16 protein-coding genes and 1 other RNA gene are annotated in these 17,741 nt (G+C 62.2%); 10 read left to right on the top strand and 7 right to left on the bottom strand.

Going from position 1 to position 17,741, the window contains the following annotated elements; translation table 11 throughout:
* Positions 1-99 precede the first annotated feature (99 nt).
* Both HJC00_RS10640 and HJC00_RS10635 read left to right on the top strand, forming a co-directional pair.
* Positions 100-1,098 (top strand): flagellin, encoded by a 999-nt coding sequence (locus tag HJC00_RS10640; RefSeq protein WP_221164000.1) that lies wholly within the window; start codon positions 100-102, stop codon positions 1,096-1,098.
* Positions 1,099-1,456: 358 nt separating this feature from the next.
* Positions 1,457-2,122, top strand: a complete 666-nt coding sequence (locus HJC00_RS10635) for an OmpA family protein (protein ID WP_064694663.1) — start codon at positions 1,457-1,459, stop codon at positions 2,120-2,122.
* Between the two features lie 66 nt (positions 2,123-2,188).
* Here HJC00_RS10635 and HJC00_RS10630 read toward each other — a convergent pair whose 3' ends face one another.
* Positions 2,189-2,596, bottom strand: coding sequence for a DUF2000 family protein (locus HJC00_RS10630; protein ID WP_210630647.1), 408 nt, complete (start codon positions 2,594-2,596; stop codon positions 2,189-2,191).
* A gap of 32 nt (positions 2,597-2,628) precedes the next feature.
* On the opposite strand from HJC00_RS10630, the gene HJC00_RS10625 reads away from it, so the two are divergent.
* Positions 2,629-3,543, top strand: coding sequence for an AraC family transcriptional regulator (locus HJC00_RS10625; protein ID WP_210630648.1), 915 nt, complete (start codon positions 2,629-2,631; stop codon positions 3,541-3,543).
* Here HJC00_RS10625 and HJC00_RS10620 read toward each other — a convergent pair.
* Entirely contained in the window at positions 3,503-4,597 is a 1,095-nt protein-coding gene (locus HJC00_RS10620) for an AbrB family transcriptional regulator (RefSeq protein ID WP_210630649.1), read from the bottom strand. The two genes, HJC00_RS10625 and HJC00_RS10620, sit on opposite strands and share 41 nt — an antisense overlap.
* Positions 4,598-4,810: 213 nt before the next feature.
* Positions 4,811-5,713, bottom strand: a complete 903-nt coding sequence (locus HJC00_RS10615; RefSeq protein ID WP_210630650.1) for a LysR family transcriptional regulator — start codon at positions 5,711-5,713, stop codon at positions 4,811-4,813.
* Positions 5,714-5,805: 92 nt separating this feature from the next.
* Between HJC00_RS10615 and HJC00_RS10610 the strand changes: the two genes are divergently transcribed.
* The 3 genes from HJC00_RS10610 (at position 5,806) to HJC00_RS10600 (ending at position 12,335) form a co-directional block, all read left to right on the top strand.
* Positions 5,806-6,840 (top strand): aldo/keto reductase, encoded by a 1,035-nt coding sequence (locus HJC00_RS10610; RefSeq protein WP_221163999.1) that lies wholly within the window; start codon positions 5,806-5,808, stop codon positions 6,838-6,840.
* Between the two features lie 258 nt (positions 6,841-7,098).
* Positions 7,099-8,511 (top strand): FAD-binding oxidoreductase, encoded by a 1,413-nt coding sequence (locus tag HJC00_RS10605; protein WP_221122669.1) that lies wholly within the window; start codon positions 7,099-7,101, stop codon positions 8,509-8,511.
* Between the two features lie 113 nt (positions 8,512-8,624).
* On the top strand, positions 8,625-12,335 hold the full coding sequence (locus HJC00_RS10600; protein WP_221163998.1) for an AsmA family protein: 3,711 nt from the start codon (positions 8,625-8,627) through the stop codon (positions 12,333-12,335).
* 56 nt (positions 12,336-12,391) lie between these two features.
* On the opposite strand, the gene HJC00_RS10595 is transcribed toward HJC00_RS10600, so the two are convergent.
* The 4 genes from HJC00_RS10595 to ssrA form a co-directional block, all read right to left on the bottom strand.
* Complete coding sequence (locus HJC00_RS10595; protein WP_064706123.1) at positions 12,392-12,616, bottom strand: ribbon-helix-helix domain-containing protein; 225 nt, start codon at positions 12,614-12,616, stop codon at positions 12,392-12,394.
* A 103-nt stretch (positions 12,617-12,719) separates the two neighbouring features.
* Entirely contained in the window at positions 12,720-12,914 is a 195-nt protein-coding gene (locus HJC00_RS10590) for a DUF4169 family protein (RefSeq protein ID WP_011426047.1), read from the bottom strand.
* Between the two features lie 50 nt (positions 12,915-12,964).
* The gene (locus HJC00_RS10585; RefSeq protein WP_064803733.1) at positions 12,965-13,480 is read right to left on the bottom strand and encodes an SspB family protein; all 516 of its coding nucleotides are present in this window, start codon (positions 13,478-13,480) and stop codon (positions 12,965-12,967) included.
* A 127-nt stretch (positions 13,481-13,607) separates the two neighbouring features.
* Positions 13,608-13,970: a transfer-messenger RNA gene (ssrA, locus tag HJC00_RS10580) on the bottom strand.
* A 111-nt stretch (positions 13,971-14,081) separates the two neighbouring features.
* Here ssrA and HJC00_RS10575 point away from each other — a divergent pair.
* The 4 genes from HJC00_RS10575 to hflC all read left to right on the top strand — a co-directional run bounded on the left by HJC00_RS10575 (position 14,082) and on the right by hflC (position 17,611).
* A complete protein-coding gene (locus tag HJC00_RS10575) occupies positions 14,082-14,876 on the top strand; it encodes a thymidylate synthase (RefSeq protein ID WP_210630654.1) in 795 nt (264 codons plus the stop codon).
* Between the two features lie 13 nt (positions 14,877-14,889).
* Positions 14,890-15,408 carry a dihydrofolate reductase gene (locus tag HJC00_RS10570; protein WP_210630655.1) on the top strand — a complete coding sequence of 173 codons (519 nt, stop codon included), beginning with the start codon at positions 14,890-14,892 and terminating at the stop codon, positions 15,406-15,408.
* A 149-nt stretch (positions 15,409-15,557) separates the two neighbouring features.
* Positions 15,558-16,646, top strand: a complete 1,089-nt coding sequence (hflK, locus tag HJC00_RS10565) for an FtsH protease activity modulator HflK (protein WP_210630657.1) — start codon at positions 15,558-15,560, stop codon at positions 16,644-16,646.
* Positions 16,647-16,651: 5 nt separating this feature from the next.
* The gene (gene hflC, locus HJC00_RS10560) at positions 16,652-17,611 is read left to right on the top strand and encodes a protease modulator HflC (RefSeq protein WP_221163997.1); all 960 of its coding nucleotides are present in this window, start codon (positions 16,652-16,654) and stop codon (positions 17,609-17,611) included.
* Positions 17,612-17,741 lie beyond the last annotated feature (130 nt).

Here is a 17,741-nt window from a genome sequence, read left to right as displayed (position 1 = left end):
GCAATGCGCTGGAGACCCAGCGACCCCGGACATGAGTGTCTGCGTGGAAGGTTCATCCCTGTTCAGTTGCGTTCTGTTGTGTTTTTGGAGTCTAGTTCCGTGAGTATTTATCAGCGCGTTTCCGTTGATGCGGCGCTCTCTGTGCTGCGTGATATCAATCGCAGTATGACGGTCACGCAGAACCACATCGCGACAGGCATGCGTGTCGCCAAAGCGGCCGACAACGCCGTCTACTGGTCGATCGCCACCACCGCACGCACCGACAACAAGGCCGTTTCGGCGATCCAGGACGCGCTCGGTATGGCGGCTGCGACGATGGGCACGGCCTATACCGGTGTGCAGAACGTCATCGACGTCGTCTCCGAGATCAAGGCCAAGCTTGTCGCCGCCACCGAGAACGGGGTCGACAAGAACAAGATCAACGAAGAACTCAAACAGTTGCAGGAGCAACTGCGCAGCATTTCGGAATCGGCGACCTTCAACAGCGATAACTGGGTGATCCTCAATAATGATGCGACGCCCACGCAGCCGCGCCAGATTCCGGCGTCCTTCATTCGCAATGCCGACGGCACGGTCTCTGTGGGCATGCTGAGCTACCATATCGACAATACGCCTGTCGGGGCCACAACCTCAAAGGATGCGCGCTACCTGATCGACGACCGGGCCACCGGTTCGGGCGAATACGGCGTGCTGACCTCGGCCTATTTCGCCACCGAGCTCGGGACCGCGCAGAACTACGTGCTGATAACCAGCAAAAACGGGACCACAGCAGGGCAGGTCGTCATTTCGCTATCGGCAAACACGACGAAAGGGCAGGTCGACGAAATGATCAGCGTCGTCGATGCCGCGCTGACGCAGCTGACGACGGTCGGATCTGCCTTCGGCGCGCTGGAAAAACGCATTGAGCTGCAGAACGACTTCGCCACGCAGCTGCACGACAACGTCACCGCCGGAATCGGCCGGCTCGTCGATGCCGATATGGAGGAGGAGTCGAGCAGGCTCAGGGCGCTGCAGACGCAGCAGCAGCTCGGTCTGCAATCGCTGAACATCGCTAATGCGACCTACGATACGGTCAGGCAGCTGTTCCAGAATTTCTAAAGGTTGATCATCCAGCTAACCGCTCTCGTGGTTCGAGGCGGCCCCTTGGGCCTCCGCACCATGAGGGCTAATTGTTGTGCTCTTCACTGCGTCTTGCGTTGGCAAGCCGCGACTCCGACCTCATCCTGAGGTGCCTCACAGGGGCCTCGAAGGGCGGGGCCGGCCACTGGCGTTCCGCGCGATATCAGATGCAGCCTAGCGCCCCACCTATTGATAAAAACTGGTGATATCAGCGCATTGCTGCAACATGGCTGCTGTTTCGGCGCCTGAAATTCCCCTATCAAGGGAACATCTTCATTTTCTTGCCGTAATCCTTGCCATTTGCTCGCATCAGTTTTGAACGGAGACCGTCCTGTCCATGATCAAGAAATTCATACTTCTGGCTGTCGCAGCAAGCTATCTCAGCGCCTGCACGACGACCGATCCCTATACTGGTGAGCAGAAAGTTTCCAATACCGCGGGCGGTGCTGCGCTCGGCGCGCTCGGTGGCGCTCTCGTCGGTGTGGCCGTCGGCGGCGGCGGACATGGCAAGCGCAACGCAGCGCTGATCGGCGCCGGTATCGGCGCGCTGGCCGGCGGCGCGATCGGCAACTACATGGACCAGCAGGAAGCCGAGCTTCGCGCCCAGCTCGAAGGTACCGGCATCTCCGTCACCCGCCAGGGCGACAACATCATCCTCAACATGCCCTCGAACATCACTTTCGACGTCGACCAGGATGCCGTGAAACCGGGCTTCTATCCGACGCTGAATTCGGTGGCGATCGTGCTGCGCAAGTTCAACCGCACGCTGATTGACGTCAACGGCCATACGGATTCGACTGGCAGCTTGCAGCATAACCAGGACCTGTCGCAGCGCCGCGCGCTTTCGGTTGCCGATTATCTCGGCGGCCAAGGTATTGACCAGCGCCGCGTCTCCGCCGTCGGTTTCGGCCCGTCCCAACCCGTCGCCTCCAACGCGAGCGAAGCTGGACGTGCCCAGAACCGCCGCGTCGAAATCCAGATCGCGCCGATCACGCAGGGCTGAGCAGGCGCTCTTTCAGACAACAGAGGCCGAGCTCGCGCTCGGCCTCTTTCGTTTCCGCTGATCGCATCAATGCTGCATCGTCGCGCCTTTGGTGATCTTGTCGACGATCTTCTTGTCGGCTCTGATCGCGATGCCGACGACATTGGCGTCGTCAGGGGCAAACTCGGCAAAGACGGCGCGGTTGGCGGCGTCGTGGCCGGTGGCAAACATCTCCTCGATGAAGATGGAGGAGGTTACCTCACGTTCCAGCGCGCGGCGGTGGATGGTCGATATCGTCGCTTCGTCGGCGGAAAGCACGATGATTGGCTGGATCGATAGCGGATTGTAGAGATTGCCGGCGCGGTCCTTGTAGGGCTCGCCGATGATCTCAGGATATTGTCCGACGATGCCTGTCGACAGGAAGGCTGTGACGTTCAGCTTCTGCCAGCCAGCAAGATTGTTTCGCAGGACGATCGCAATTTTGGTATCAAACATTCCAGTCTCTCTCATCAGGGTATCGAAACGCGTTGAGCCAGGATCTAACGCCGCAGGTCTTCGAGGGTCTTGAACGTTTGTGCGAGCCGCAGGTGGGCAGCGGCATGCTGGCCGTGCCCGCCGGCAGCGGCATCCTGACTGCGCCCGCCTTTCCCGGCATCGAGCGTATCGAGGCGCAGTTTTCCGGCAACGTCTTCGAGCCGCATCGGCACGATACCTATGCGCTTGGTGTCACGCTGCACGGCGTTCAGACTTTCACATATCGCGGCGAGCGGCGCTTCAGCCTGCCGGGGCAGGTGATCGTGTTGCATCCCGACGAGGAGCATGACGGCGGCGCGGCGACCGAGGCCGGGCTGCATTACCGCATGCTCTACCTGGAGCCTTCGCTGCTGATGGAATGCCTTGAGGTGGAGAAGGTCGGGCTTCCCTTCGTCGAGCAGCCCGTGACTGCCGATAGTGCGCTGGCGAAGGTGCTTCTGGGAGCGCTCGGCGCACTCGATCGGGAGCTGGACGAGCTTTTCGTCGACGATTTCGTCAGCCGCGTCGCCGGTGGCTTGTTACGGCATTCGCAGGTGCGCCGCCGGCCACTGGGCACGGTCGCCTGGCGGCAGGTGCGGGCAGCACGCGATTATCTGGAGGCACATGCGCTCAGGCCGGTGCGCTCGGACGAACTGGAGAAGATTACCGGCCTCGACCGCTTCACGCTGTCACGGCATTTCCGCACGGCCTTTGCCACCAGCCCGCACCGTTACTTGCTGATGCGGCGCCTGCAGCAGGCGAGGGCGCTGATGGGTGCCGGCGAGGGTTTTGCCGATGTGGCGGCCGCGACGGGTTTTGCCGACCAGGCGCATTTCAATCGCCATTTCAAGAAGGCGTACGGCGTCACTCCCGGCCAGTGGGTCAGTCTCAGACGGGATTTTCCGCAAGGCCGGAACGGCGCGCGATGAAGCGGGCGAGCGCCGGCCCGATCAGCAGAATGACCAAGAAACGGCCGGTCTGCATCGCCATCACGAAGGGCACGTCGACATCGCTTGATGCGGCGATAATGGCGACGGAATCGGCTCCGCCGGGGCTGGTGGCGAGATAGGCGGTCAGCGGATCGATGCCGGCGAAGACGTGCAGTGCCGCTGCCATGCAGCCGCAGAGCGCCATCAGCAGCACGATGCAGGCGGCGACCCGCGGCAGGGCGCGCGCCACGTGGCTGATGATCGAGCGGGTGAAACGCAGGCCGATGCTCCAGCCCACGAGCGCATAGGCCGTGGCGAGCAGCCACATCGGCAGCTCGATCTTCAGCAGGCCGATGCCTTGCAGGAAGGCGCCGAGAAAGAGCGGAACGATGATCATGCCGCCCTGGATGCGCAGGCGGCGTACGGCATAGGTGCAAAAGCCGGCAAAGGCGAGCGTCGCCGCAAGGGCCGGCCAGTCGACTGCGGGAAAGAGGACGAGCGGCGGCGGCTCGCCACCGTCGGCCGCCACCCAGAGGCGCGAAATCGCCGAAGCGCCGACGGCGACGAAGACGACGCGCAGATACTGCATGAAGGCGACGAGGCGGGCATCGGCGCCATAGGCTTCCGACATGATGACCATGGCGGAGGCAGCGCCCGGCGACGAGCCCCAGACGGCCGTTGTGCCCGGCAGCACCTGCCAGCGCGTCAACAGCCAGCCGAGACCGGTGGCGATGGCGATCACCGAGAAGACGAACAGCAGGAAGAGCGGCGCTTCCTTCGCCATGGCGCCGAGAATATCAGGGGTGATGGTGCGCGCCATCATCAGACCGACGAGGACCTGACCGAACTGCAGCGGCTGAAGCGGCACGCGAAGCTTTCCCTTGCCGACGGTCAGCGCCAGCACGATGGCGGCAACCATCGGTCCGATCAGCAGCGAGGCGGGCAGGGCGAAGAGTTCGAGAAAGACGGTGAAGGCCGTGGAAAGCGTGAGCAGCAGCGCCCATTTCGGCAGGCCGGCATCCCGCATCAGGCGGCGTGCGTGGCTGAGTGGCATGAATCCCCGTATGTTTCCCGGCCGGTGCCAAGTCCTGAGGGCTGAAGATGGGAGGAAGCTCCGGCATGACGAAGAGAGGCCGGCTGAAGGGCCGGTCGGCGCGGCCTCGGTATAGGCGGCTGCCTCGAGTGCGGTCAATTACGAAATCTGGCTTCCGGCCGATCTGCCATGCGAACTTGACTCAAGCCGCCGCATCAAGTCCTTGTTATCTCATCAGAGACGCACATGTTCGACGAGGAAATCGAGCAGCGCGCGCACGCGCGCCGGCAGCGGCCCGCCCTGGCCCATATAGACGGCATAGAATTCCTCGATATCGCCGGGATTGGCCGCTTCCAGCACCGGCACCAGCCGGCCGGCTTCGATATCGGCGCGCACCGTGAACGCGGCCAGTCGTGCAAGGCCTGCGCCGGCAAGTGCCAGATGGCGCATGGCTTCGCCGTCGGCGACCTGCACGCCGGGCGTGATCGGCACCGACACGGTTTCGCTGTCCTCGCGCAGCGGCCAGCCCTCTACGGCGCGGGCGTAGGAAAATCCGATCCGGCAATGACGGCTGAGATCGGCGACGCTGCGCGGTTCGCCATGCCGCCTGAGATAATCGGGTGAAGCGACGATGAGCTTGCCGGTGGCGCCGAGCTTGCGGGCGATCAGGCTGGAGTTCTTCAAGGGGCCGGTGCGGATCGCAACATCGGCGCGTTCTTCCATCAGATCGACCACCTTATCGGTGTGGGCGATATCGAGCGTCACGACGGGATGAAGCGCCAGGAAGGCGGGCACGAGCGGGGCCAGCACATGATTGCCGAAGGAGCCGCTGGTGTTGATGCGGATGCGGCCCGAGGCCTGTTCGCCTGAGGAAGCCTGGCGTTCGGCCTCGGCGATATCGGCAAGAATGGCGATGCTGCGCTCATAGAAGGCGCAGCCCTCAGGCGTCAGTTGCAGCTTGCGGGTCGAGCGGTTAACGAGGCGGGCGCCGAGGCGCGCCTCCAGCCGGGCGACGAGCTTGCTCACGGCCGACGGCGTCATGCGCCGCGCGGTGGCGGCTGCTGAAAAGCCGCCGCGCTCGACAACGCTGACGAAGACTTCCATCTCGCCGGAGCGGTTGATGTCCTGACGGCTCATGATGAATTCAAGTCACAGATGATGTTCTATCAGGCAATCTATATCAATGGAGAGGCTGGGTCTATCTCAGAGGAAACAAAGGAGACGGATCGATGGAGTACAGAAAACTCGGGGCCTCCGGGCTCAGGGTGCCGGTTTTGAGCTTCGGCGCGGGTACGTTCGGCGGCAGCGGCCCACTGTTCGGCGCCTGGGGCAATACCGGTGCCGAAGAGGCCCGGCGGCTCGTCGACATCTGCCTCGAAGCCGGCGTCAATCTTTTCGACACGGCTGACGTCTATTCGGCCGGCGCTTCCGAGGAAGTGCTCGGCCAGGCGATCCGCGGCCGGCGGGACGCCGTGCTGATCTCGACCAAGACCGCGCTGCCGATGGGCGAGGGGCGGCAGGACTGGGGCACCTCGCGGGCACGGCTGATCCGGGCGACCGAGGATGCGCTGCGCCGGCTTGGCACCGACTATATCGACCTCTTGCAGCTTCACGCCTTCGATGCCTCGACGCCGATCGAGGAGGTGCTGTCGACGCTCGACGGCCTCGTCGCCGCAGGCAAGATCCGTTATGTCGGCGTCTCGAACTTTTCCGGCTGGGAGTTGATGAAGTCGCTGGCCGCGGCCGAGCGTCAAGGCTATCCGCGTTATATCGCCCATCAGGTCTATTATTCGTTGGCGGGCCGCGACTATGAATGGGAACTGATGCCGCTCGGCGCGGACCAGGGCGTCGGCGCTCTCGTCTGGAGCCCGCTCGCCTGGGGGCGGCTTACCGGCAAGATCCGCCGTGGCGAGCCGCTGCCGGCCGCAAGCCGCCTGCACGAGACGGCTCAATACGGCCCACCTGTCGATGATGAGAGGCTGTTCGACATCATCGCGGTGCTCGATTCGATCGCAGCGGAGACCGGCAAGACAGTACCGCAGATCGCGATAAACTGGCTGCTCGGCCGGCCGACAGTATCGAGCGTCATCATTGGCGCCCGGAACGAAGATCAGCTCAGGCAGAACCTTGCCGCGGCCGGCTGGAGCCTGTCGAAGAATCAGATTGAAAGACTCGACGAGGTCAGCGCGGTGACTGCACCTTATCCTTATTTCCCCTATCGACGGCAGCAGGGCTTTGCGCTCCTCAATCCACCGATCGTCTGAGGCGGCCGGGGCCTGTCCATAGCCCCTGGTCTCCAACAAAAGAGGAGTGAAATCTTTTCCCAATCTGAACTGGACAGCCGCGTTGACTTGCCCCATACCCAGCCTGCTGCATATCTCCTTAAACTCGGAATCGATGTGAGGCGAATTACGCAGCAATTTTAAAGTTGTACAGCGTCCTTGTGCGTCTGAGCAGGCGCACGGCGCTGTAGTTTCCGGGACGCGGTCTCGTCTACGCGGAATGGCAGGGAGATCAAAGGGATGGCGCTGAAGGACGCAAGGGCTGGAACACGCAATGAGGCGGGGATATCCGCCGTCCTCGGTATTCTCAAACAGAGCTTCGGCGAGCGCTTCCAGACCGGCCAGTCCTTCCGTGAACAACACGCCCATACGACCACCTATATCCCGCCGCAACTGCCCGACGGCGTTCTGTTTGCCGAAAGCGCCGACGATGTGAAGATGGCGGTCAGGGCCTGTGCGGCGCACAAGGCTCCAGTGATCGGCTTCGGCACCGGCTCCTCGCTGGAAGGTCAGGTCAATGCCGTCAGCGGCGGTATTTCAATCGATTTCAGCCGCATGAACCGGGTCCTTGAGGTCAATCCGGAGGATCTCGACTGCACGGTCGAACCCGGTATCACCCGCGAGGCCCTGAACATCCATCTGCGTGATACCGGCCTGTTCTTCCCGATCGATCCCGGAGCCAATGCCTCGATCGGCGGCATGGCGTCGACGCGGGCTTCCGGCACCAATGCCGTGCGCTACGGCACGATGAAGGACAATGTCCTTGCCGTTACGGCAGTCACCGCCAATGGTGAGGAGATCCGCACGGCGCGGCGTGCCCGCAAGTCGTCGGCCGGCTATGACCTGACGCGGCTCTTTGTCGGCGCCGAAGGCACGCTTGGCATATTGACCTCGGTGACGCTGCGCCTGCAGGCTATCCCGCAGAAGATAGCCGGCGGCGTCTGCGCCTTTCCGAGCATCAAGGCAGCTTGCGATGCCGTCATCATGACGATCCAGATGGGCATTCCGGTGGCGCGCATCGAGCTGCTCGATGCTGTGCAGATGCGGGCGTGCAACGCCTATTCCGGCCTGTCTTATGCCGAAAGCCCGACACTTTTCCTCGAATTCCACGGCACCGACGAGACCGTGCCGCTGCAATCGGCAGCCTTCGCTGAGATCGCGGCTGAATGCGGCGGGGGCGAGTTTTTTTGGACCGCCAATGCCGAGGAGCGGACAAAGCTCTGGAAGGCGCGCCATGACGCCTATTGGTCCGCGAGGGCGCTGGCGCCGGGGCTTGCCGCACTTTCGACCGATGTTTGTGTTCCGATATCGAGGCTTGCCGACTGCGTTTCCGAAACGCAGGCGGATATCGAGGAACATGGGCTGCTCGGCCCTATCGTCGGCCATGCCGGCGACGGGAACTTCCATGTGCTGCTGCTGTTCGACGACAAAAGCGCCGGAGACATCGCCAGGGCCGAGAGCTTCGTTGAGCGGCTCAACCGCCGGGCACTCGATATGGACGGAACATGCACCGGCGAGCACGGGATCGGACAAGGCAAGATGGCCTTTCTAGAGCAGGAGCTCGGAGGCTCGGTGGATCTGATGCGACAGGTGAAGCAGGCGCTCGATCCGGATGGTATCTTCAACCCCGGCAAGATTTTTCACCAAGGCTGAAAACGGAATATTCTCATGAACTTGGGCCTTGCCCATCCCATGAATAGCGCTAGTGTCGACAACAGAACCCTGAACAGTGTCGGCAACACAATCCCGAATGGAGAATCCTCGCATTGGTAGGCCGGTTCCTCGTCTTTCTGGGGGGAGTGATCGTCGTAGTGCTGTTTGTGGCGCTGCTTGCGCCGCTGTTCATCGACTGGACCGATTTCCGCAAGAACTTCGAGGATCAGGCAAGCCGCATCATTGGCAAGAAAGTCACCGTCCATGGCACGGTGGATGCCCGTCTGCTGCCGTTTCCGTCGGTCACGCTGCATGACGTGCGTGTCGGTCAGGAGGCCGACGGCACGCCGATCGTCAAGGTCGAACAATTTTCCATGGATGCCGAGCTTGCGCCATTCCTGTCGGGCGAGGCGCTGATCTTCGATATGCGCGTCGTCAATCCGAAGGTGCGCCTCAGATTGCTCAAGGACGGCACACTCGACTGGATGCGCGGCAGCCGCGCCGAAATACCGGCCAAAACAGTCGTTCTCGAAAATGTGCATGTCAGCGGTGGCGAAGTCGACTTCCTCGACGACCAGTCGGGCCGGGCGCGCCGCATCACCGGCCTGAATGCGGAGATGTCGGCCAAATCGCTCGCCGGCCCCTGGCGCGTCGAGGGCGATGCGGTCCTCGACGGCGAACATGGCAATTTCTCGATTTCGAGCAGCCAGCCGGACGAGAGGGGCGTGCTGCGCATGCGCACGAAGCTGTCGCCGGACAAACATCCGGTCAGTATCGATCTCGACGGCGAACTGAAGCTGGTCGACCGCAAGCCGAACTATCAGGGCCAGCTTTCGGCGGCGATCGAAAGCGGCAACAGCGCCAAGTCGGCCAACAAGAACGAGCAGCCGCCGAGGCTCAAGGGGCGCTTCGAGCTTACCAACGAACGTATCCGCATTCCCGAATACCGGATGGAGATCGGTCCGACGGACGATCCCTATGTGATAACCGGGGAGGCGACGCTCGATACCGGCAACGCGCCGGAATTCCTGTTGACCGCCGACGGGCAGCAGATAGACGTGAACCGCATCGGCAATCAGGGCGCGGCTGGCAAGACGACGCGGGATGCCGCGGTTTCGGCGCGCCAGCGGTTGAATTCTCTGATCGATATTGTTGCGCAGGTGCCGATCCCGCAGGTGCCGGGGAAGGCAAGCGTCAAGCTGCCGGCGATCGTCGCCGGCGACACGACGCTACGCGATGTTCAACTGGAGCTGGAGCCGGCCGGTACGGGCTGGATGATCGATAGCGCCGTCGGCACGCTGCCGGGGCGGACCCAGGTCGAGGGCAAGGGCAAGCTCCTGCTTCAGGGAGACCCGTCTTTCAACGGCCAGATCGTGGTGGCCTCTAACCAGCCAACGGGCCTAGCCTCCTGGCTGGCCGGCTCGGTCGACCCGGCCATCCGTCAATTGCGGCAGGCGGGGTTTTCCGCCAATGTCAGCCTGACTCATGAATTGCAGCGTTTCGAGAACCTCGAAATCGCCGTCGGATCGGCGACGCTGAAGGGCCGCCTGGAGCGGCAGGCGATCTCCGGCCAGACGCCGACCCTGTCGGTGGCTCTGAATGGCGATACGCTCGATCTTGACGCGCTGCAGGCGCTGGCCGGGCTCGCGACCGGGCAGGAGAGCGGCGACAATGTCCTCGACCATAAGATCGCCGCACAGCTCAAGGCCGACAGGTTCACCGCCTTCGGGGTCGACGCCGAGAATGTCGAGACCACCTTCACGATCGCGGACGGGGCGCTTGCGGTCGACCGGCTGTCGGTCAAGAATCTCGCAGGCGCCGAGTTGACGGCGACCGGCCGCGCCGAAGGCTCGCTGCTCGACTACAAGGGTGCGGGCGAAATCACCTTCAAATCGGCCGATCCCGGCGGCTTCTTCACCATGCTGCGCGAGCATCTTCCACACCACCCCGTGCTCGACCGGCTGGTGCGCAATGCCGGCTGGTACGGCAATACGGCGTTGCGCGGCGCGCTGACGCTCGGTGGCGATGAGGGTGATGCGCTGACAGTGACACTGGCCGGCGTCTCGAACGGCAGCCGGGTCAACCTCGATTACCGCATGTCCGATCTTCTGGCGCTGACCGGCAACGGCACGACGAGCCTCGAGGCGACGCTCGAAAACGCCGTGCCGTCAATCTTGTTCGGCCAGGCCGGACTCGACCCGCTGCCGGTCGATGTCGGCGCGAATGGCCGCCTGACGCTCAAGGTGAAGGCGTCTGGCAACGATCCTGCCGATGCGGCGCTGACCTTTGCGACCGACCGGACCTCGTTTACCGCGAAGGGCAAGGTTGACGTGCGGCCGGAGAGCTTCATGAACGGTCAGATCGTCGTCTCGCTCGACAGCGCCGATATCGACCCCTATCTCATCATGAACGGCATAGCCCTGCCGCAGACCGGAACGGGGTTGCCGTTCGGCCTGCAGGTCAACGCCGCCGTCGATCGTGACAAGATCGTTTTGTCCGATCTCAAGGGACATGCGGCCGACAATGCGTTTTCCGGTGCGCTGACCTTCGACCGCAAGGCTGCGAAGACGACGGCGAGCGGCGAGCTGACGCTCGCCAAGGCAGATGCCGGCTGGCTCGGCGAGGCGGTGTTCGGCCAGATCGTTGATCCCGCCAGCGGCACGCTGTCGAAGGCGCCGCTGGGCTTGCCCACCTTCAAGGATCTGGACGTCAGGGTGAAGCTGTCGGCCAAGGAATTCTGGCCTGGCCTGCCGGAAACGCCAGTGTCCGATTTCATCAGCAACGTCGCCTATAAGGGCGACGAGTTGCAGCTCAACGACATGGCCGGCAACTGGGATGGCGGCAAGCTCTCCGGTAATCTTCTCTTCACCAATGCCGACGGCACCGGTTTCCTGCAGACGAAGCTGGCGCTTGCCGATTCCGATCTTGCGGGCGTCATCTGGCTGCGCGATGGCGCACCGATCGCCAACGGCAAGTTCGGCCTGTCGCTGTCGATGGAGGCCTCGGGAAAGACGATTGGCGAGATCGCCAGCTCGCTCAACGGTTCGGGGGAGCTGAGACTCGGCGACACGAGCATACGCGGACTGAACCTTGCCATCCTTCCGCCGCTGCTTGCCGCCACCGACCCGATGCAGGAACAGATCAATGCCGGCAAGGTGCATCCGATCGTCGAGACGTTGCTCAACAACGGCGAGGCGAAGCTGCCGCCGCTCGGAATTCCCTTCAACGTCACCGACGGAACGCTCAGGGTGCAGAATGTGACCGTGGCCAACGATCTGGCCCGGGTTACCGCTGACGCACAGATCGCCTTGCCGGAGAAGCGGATCAGCGCGACGGTCGGCATCGGCCTCAATCCAGGCGCGGATGCGCTTCCGGGTGTCGAGCCGGCGCTGAGGCTGAACTTTTCCGGCATGCTGCCGTCACCCGGCAAGACGATGGACGTGACCGATATTACCAGCTATCTGTCGCTGCGCGCCTTCGAGCGCGAGCGGCGGCGCGTCGAGCGGCTGCAGGCGATCGTGCTCGAAAAGCAGCGGCTACGCCGCGAAGTGGCGCTCTATCGGTTCAACGACGCCGAGCGCGTCAGAGCGGCCGAAATCGAACGGCAACGGCAGGCGGAAGAAGAGCGGCTGCGCAGACTGGCGCAGGAGGCGGCTGCGCAGAAGGCCGCCGCGGAGGCGGAGGCCGCACGTGCAGCGGAGGCAAAAGCCAAGGCCGATGCGCAGGCGAGGGCGGCCGCCGAGGCGGAAGCGGCCCGGCGCTCTGGGCAGACGCAGCCGGGTCAGCTCGATTTCGACCAGCTGCCTGGCATTCAGGCTCAATGAAGACACTTGGGGTTTGCCTCCCCTGAGATCTTAGGTTTTTATTTGAATTCCCGGCGTCACGGCTGGCGGCCACAGCCGGCCTTCGCCCACGAAAGCACATGGAGCCGCAGCGCCGAGGACAAGTTACTGTCCGGCGGGCGGTGGTCGTCGATCTCGGAAATCAGGGCGGCAAGCGACATCGAACGGCTTGCCGCAATCGTCTTCAGCTCGGCCCAGAATTCATCTTCCAGCGAAAAGCTGGTGCGATGGCCATGCAGTGTCGCCGAGTGTTTGCGGATCATCAGCCGGTTCACATCGCAATCGGCTTGGAGGATCGATTCAAAGAAATCGCGCAAGTGGCTGATCGCAGAGTCGTTTCCTGCTCTTCAAGCTTTGCGTGAAGCTTCATGCGCCGTCGTCATCCGTCTCGATCCGGCCGTCGCGGTGAGCCTTGTCGGCCTTCTCATTCAGGCTGCGGGTAAGCTGCTTTTCGGCCTTGGTGCGGCCGAAGGAAATGCGGTTCTGCTCGGCCTGCTTCTCCTTTTCGGAGCGGGCCTGCTTCTTGCGGAACTGACGCAGATTGATGATTTCGGCGCTCATGCGCGAGACTTGATCCTTATGAAAAAGGGAGGCTGAGCCTCCCTTTGAAATCACTGCTTCTTGCGGAAGGAGTCGAGCGAGACGACGGAGCCCGGTTTCTTCTCTTCGCCGTCGGCCGGTTTTGCGCCGGCGGCTTCGTCAGGCTTTCCTGCCGCGTCGACGGGATAGGCGGTGATCTCACCGGACGGCAGCTCCTCGCCGTCAGCGAGCGGCACGTCGAATTCGAGCTCGAAATTGACGGAGGGATCATAGAAGCCGCGGATCGCATTGAACGGAATGACCAGTTTTTCAGGAACGTCGGAGAAGGAGAGGCCTATTTCGAAATGCGTCTCGGTGATCTTGAGATCCCAGAACTGATGCTGGATGACGATGGTCATCTGCTCGGGATATTTGGACTTCAGGTGCTGCGAGATGCGCACGCCGGCGGCGCCCGTGAGGAAGGTGATGAAGAAGTGATGGTCGCCGGGCAGGCGGCCCGTCGTTGCCACCTCCGCCAAAACCTTGCGGATGACGCCGCGAAGTGCATCCTGCGCCAGAATGTCGTAGCGGATATGATCCTGCCCCATGCTTTTCCTGTCTTTCGTCGGTTCTGAAGTCTTTTCACAAGGTATATGGCACGTTCAGGCGCCTTGGGAAAGTCCGGAGCCGAGTCACGCTAGAGATCAGCATACATGATTTCGTCAGCAGGGAGAAGGTGAAGGCTTCTGTTGCCAGGTGCCTTCGGACCCCGCCTAGAGGTGCGAACCACTAGGACTTTGATTGAAGTGTCACACCGCGATTAAGCAGCGAGACGAGCTTCCGCATAGTTGTCGTTTGCAACTACAATTTTAGCCCGATAACGGCGGTACAATGCCGAGCAAAAAGTCGATCTTTACACCCTTGTCGATCCTGTTTCGCCCCCATCAAAAGCCGGCCTTTGATGCCGCCGGTTTTTGGTGGAGGCGCCGGGTACCGCCCCCGGGTCCAATAGGTTTATTACACCGCTCATTTATTGCCATAGCCGGCCCGAAAGCCGGCAGGTTTCATATAGTGATTTCCTTTGCCCAAGGAAAGGGCAAACGTCATAAAAGCTTTATCTCCGGCGGCAGAAAGAACGGGAAAATGCCTGGCGGCGATTGGTTTCGTGAAGGCGAAGGCTTAAACTGGGGAAAACGGAATCAGCGCGCCATGCAGCAATATCTTGATCTTCTGAAGCATGTGATGGAAAAGGGCTCCGACCGGGGCGACCGCACGGGCACCGGCACCCGCTCGGTTTTCGGCTATCAGATGCGATTCGACCTAGAAGAAGGCTTTCCCGTGCTGACCACGAAGAAGCTGCATCTGCGCTCGATTATCCACGAGCTTTTGTGGTTCCTGAAGGGCGAAACGAATATCCGCTATCTCAGGGAGAACGGCGTCTCGATCTGGGATGAGTGGGCCGATGAAAACGGCGACCTCGGGCCGGTCTATGGCGCCCAATGGCGCTCCTGGCCGGCACCGGACGGCGGCCATATCGACCAGATCGCCAATCTGGTCAAAGGCATCGTCAACAATCGGAATTCGCGCCGTCACATCGTCTCGGCGTGGAATCCGGCCGAAGTGGACAACATGGCGCTGCCGCCCTGTCATTGCCTGTTCCAGTTCTATGTTGCCGACGGCAGGCTCTCCTGCCAGCTTTACCAGCGCTCCGCCGACATCTTTCTCGGCGTGCCCTTCAATATCGCTTCCTATGCGCTGCTGACGATGATGGTGGCTCAGGTGACCGGGCTCAAACCCGGCGATTTCGTCCACACGCTCGGCGATGCGCATCTCTATCATAACCATTTCGACCAGGCGAAGCTGCAGATGACACGCCGGCCGAAGCCGCTGCCCTTCATGCGCATCAACCCCGATGTGAAAGACATCTTCGGCTTCACCTTCGATGATTTCGAGCTGATCGGCTACGAGGCCGATGCCAGCATCAAGGCGCCGATCGCCGTCTGATCCGGGACATTTCATGGCCGACTTTCGCAGGACCATCATCGCCGCCGTTGCCCACAACGGTACAATCGGCCGCGACGGCGACATGCCGTGGCGCCTGTCGAGCGATCTCAAGCGCTTCAAGGCGCTGACGCTGGGCAAGCCTGTGGTGATGGGCCGCAAGACCTATGATTCGATCGGCAAGCCGCTGCCGGGACGGCCGAACGTGGTGATCTCGCGGCAAGCGGCGATCGATCATCCCGATGTCAGTATGGCGCATTCACTGCCTGAGGCAATGGACGCGGCTGGAAGGCTGGCGCGCGAAACCGGCGCCGACGAGATCTGCATCATCGGCGGCGGCCAGATCTACGCGCAGGCGATCAATCTTGCCGACCGAATGTGCATCACCCATGTCGAGGCCGACCTCGACGGCGACGCGTCGTTTCCGGCGATCGATCCCGATCTCTGGCAGGCGGCGGAGACGATCGTGGTGCCGGCCGGCGAAAGGGACAGCTATCCCACTCGCTACGTCGTCTATGAACGCCGTCACGCCTGAAAACGAACTATTTTCCAATTAAATTGACCAAGTTTCTCACGCTGCGTTGAAAGCCGGTGCGGCGATACTTATAACGGTCACCAACGCATCGGCCGGTCAGCCCCCACGGTCCCGGATGCGGGGAAGACTTAACGAACAACGAGGTTTTGATGCCCTGGAGCAATCAGAATGGCGGCGGCGGCCCTTGGGGCGGCGGCGGTAACAATCAGGGACCATGGGGCCAGGGGCCGAACCGCCCGCGTGGCGGCAAGGGCGGACCGCCCGATCTGGAAGACATCATCCGGCGCGGCCAGGATCAGTTGCGCAATATCGTTCCCGGCGGTTTCAATGGTGGGGTGGCGGCGATCGTCGTGGCGATCGTCGCCGTTTTCTGGCTGATCCAGTGCGTCTACACCGTCCAGCCGGACGAACGCGGCGTCGAACTGCGCTTCGGCAAGCCGCGAGAGGAAATTTCCATGCCCGGCCTGCATTTCCGCATCTGGCCGATGGACGCGGTCGAGATCGTGAAGGTGACCGAGCAGCAACAGAATATTGGCGGACGCAACAACAGCAATTCGACGGCTGGACTGATGCTCTCCGGCGACCAGAACATCGTCAACGTGCAGTTCTCCGTGCTCTACACAATCAACGACCCGAAATCCTATCTTTTCCGTCTCGAAAATCCGGCTGAAACGCTGCAGCAGGTTTCCGAAAGCGCCATGCGCGAAATCGTCGGCCGGCGCCCGGCACAGGATGCCTTCCGCGATAATCGCGGGCCGATCGAAACCGAAGTGCGCAACATCATCCAGGATACGATGGATCGCTACGGCGCCGGCATTGCGATCAACCGCGTGACGATCGAGGACGTCGCACCGCCGCGTGACGTGGCCGATGCCTTCGAGGAAGTGCAGCGTGCCGATCAGGACAAGCAGCGTCTCGTGGAGGAGGCGAACCAATACGCCAACCAGAAGCTCGGCCAGGCCCGCGGTGACGCGGCCCGCATCCGCGAAGCCGCAGCCGCCTACAAGGACCGGATCGTCAAGGAGGCTGAAGGTGAAGCGCAACGCTTCGTTTCGATCTACGACGAATATTCCAAGGCTCCTGACGTGACGCGGGAGCGGCTGTTCCTGGAGACGATGGAACAGGTCCTGAAGGGTTCCAAGAAAGTGATCATAGACCAAAAGGCGGGCGCCGTGCCCTATCTGCCTCTCAATGAGGTCGGCAAGCCGACGCAGCAACAACAGCAGCAGGGAGGCTGAGACCCATGTCGAACAGACTTCCCGTAATTCTGGTCCTTCTGGCGGTCATGCTGGTCGGGATCTATTCCTCGGTCTTCGTCGTGACCGCCCGCGAACAGGCTATCGTCGTTCGCTTTGGTGAAATCCAGTCGGTCAAGACTGACCCAGGCATCTATTTCAAACTGCCTTTCGCCTTTGCCGATGCCGACAGGGTGCAATACGTGCCGAAGCAGGAACTGCGCTTCGATCTTGACAACATACGTGTCCAGGTTTCCGGCGGAGCCTTCTATGAGGTGAACGCCTTCCTCATCTACCGCATCAACGACGCGCGCCGTTTCCGCGAAACGGTCTCGGGCGACAGGGAGGCGGCGGAAGCGCGGCTTCGCACGCGTCTCGATTCCGCCTTGCGCAGGGTCTACGGCGTGCGCAGCATCGAAGCCGCGCTCTCCCGGGAGCGCGTGGCGATGATGCTCGAGGTTCGCAACGAGCTGCAAGCCGATGCGGAGACGCTCGGAATCACGCTCGACGACGTGCGCATCAGCCGGACCGACCTGACACAGGATGTTTCCGAGCGCACCTATAACCGCATGCGGGCTGAGCGACTGGCAGAAGCTGAGCTTCTGCGCGCGCAGGGCAACGAGGAAGGTCAGCGCCGCCGCGCCATTGCCGACCGCCAGGTCGTTGAGCTGACTGCCGGCGCACAGCGCGACTCCGAGATCCTGCGTGGCCAGGGCGACGCCGAACGCAACCGCGTCTTCGCCGATGCATTCTCAAGAGACCCGAGCTTCTTCGAGTTCTATCGCTCGATGGCAGCCTATTCAGCAGCGCTTTCGTCGCAGGACACAACGCTGGTCCTGTCGCCGGATTCGGAATTCTTCCGCTATTTCAACAAGGCCGCCGGCCCCGCGGCGGCCAGCCCGGGCGCGCCGGCTCCCGCAACACCCGGAGCAACCGCTCCGGCGGCGCCAGCCCCGCCGGCAAACTGAAAACACGGGATCTGCTTCCCGCCAACATCGAGAAAGGGTCGGCCCAGCGCCGACCCTTTTCGGTTTCAAGAGCCAAGGCCGGACTTTTGTGATGGTCCGTCAGATTGCACGGGGATTTCGCGAAAAGGTG

The sequence above is a fragment of the Rhizobium sp. NLR22b genome, assembly GCF_019685295.1.
Taxonomy (GTDB): domain Bacteria; phylum Pseudomonadota; class Alphaproteobacteria; order Rhizobiales; family Rhizobiaceae; genus Rhizobium.
The sequence above is the reverse complement of the archived record's forward strand: the minus strand, read 5'-3'. Positions and strand labels throughout refer to the sequence as shown.

Excerpts from the sequence above, each read along its gene's own strand:
- HJC00_RS10635 (WP_064694663.1), top strand. The coding sequence starts at position 1,457 with ATGATCAAGAAATTCATACTTCTGGCTGTCGCAGCAAGCTATCTCAGC.
- HJC00_RS10630 (WP_210630647.1), bottom strand. The coding sequence starts at position 2,596 with ATGTTTGATACCAAAATTGCGATCGTCCTGCGAAACAATCTTGCTGGC.
- HJC00_RS10620 (WP_210630649.1), bottom strand. The coding sequence starts at position 4,597 with ATGCCACTCAGCCACGCACGCCGCCTGATGCGGGATGCCGGCCTGCCG.
- HJC00_RS10615 (WP_210630650.1), bottom strand. The coding sequence starts at position 5,713 with ATGAGCCGTCAGGACATCAACCGCTCCGGCGAGATGGAAGTCTTCGTC.
- HJC00_RS10610 (WP_221163999.1), top strand. The coding sequence starts at position 5,806 with ATGGAGTACAGAAAACTCGGGGCCTCCGGGCTCAGGGTGCCGGTTTTG.
- HJC00_RS10605 (WP_221122669.1), top strand. The coding sequence starts at position 7,099 with ATGGCGCTGAAGGACGCAAGGGCTGGAACACGCAATGAGGCGGGGATA.
- HJC00_RS10595 (WP_064706123.1), bottom strand. The coding sequence starts at position 12,616 with ATGATCCGCAAACACTCGGCGACACTGCATGGCCATCGCACCAGCTTT.
- HJC00_RS10590 (WP_011426047.1), bottom strand. The coding sequence starts at position 12,914 with ATGAGCGCCGAAATCATCAATCTGCGTCAGTTCCGCAAGAAGCAGGCC.
- HJC00_RS10585 (WP_064803733.1), bottom strand. The coding sequence starts at position 13,480 with ATGGGGCAGGATCATATCCGCTACGACATTCTGGCGCAGGATGCACTT.
- HJC00_RS10575 (WP_210630654.1), top strand. The coding sequence starts at position 14,082 with ATGCAGCAATATCTTGATCTTCTGAAGCATGTGATGGAAAAGGGCTCC.
- HJC00_RS10570 (WP_210630655.1), top strand. The coding sequence starts at position 14,890 with ATGGCCGACTTTCGCAGGACCATCATCGCCGCCGTTGCCCACAACGGT.
- hflK (WP_210630657.1), top strand. The coding sequence starts at position 15,558 with ATGCCCTGGAGCAATCAGAATGGCGGCGGCGGCCCTTGGGGCGGCGGC.
- hflC (WP_221163997.1), top strand. The coding sequence starts at position 16,652 with ATGTCGAACAGACTTCCCGTAATTCTGGTCCTTCTGGCGGTCATGCTG.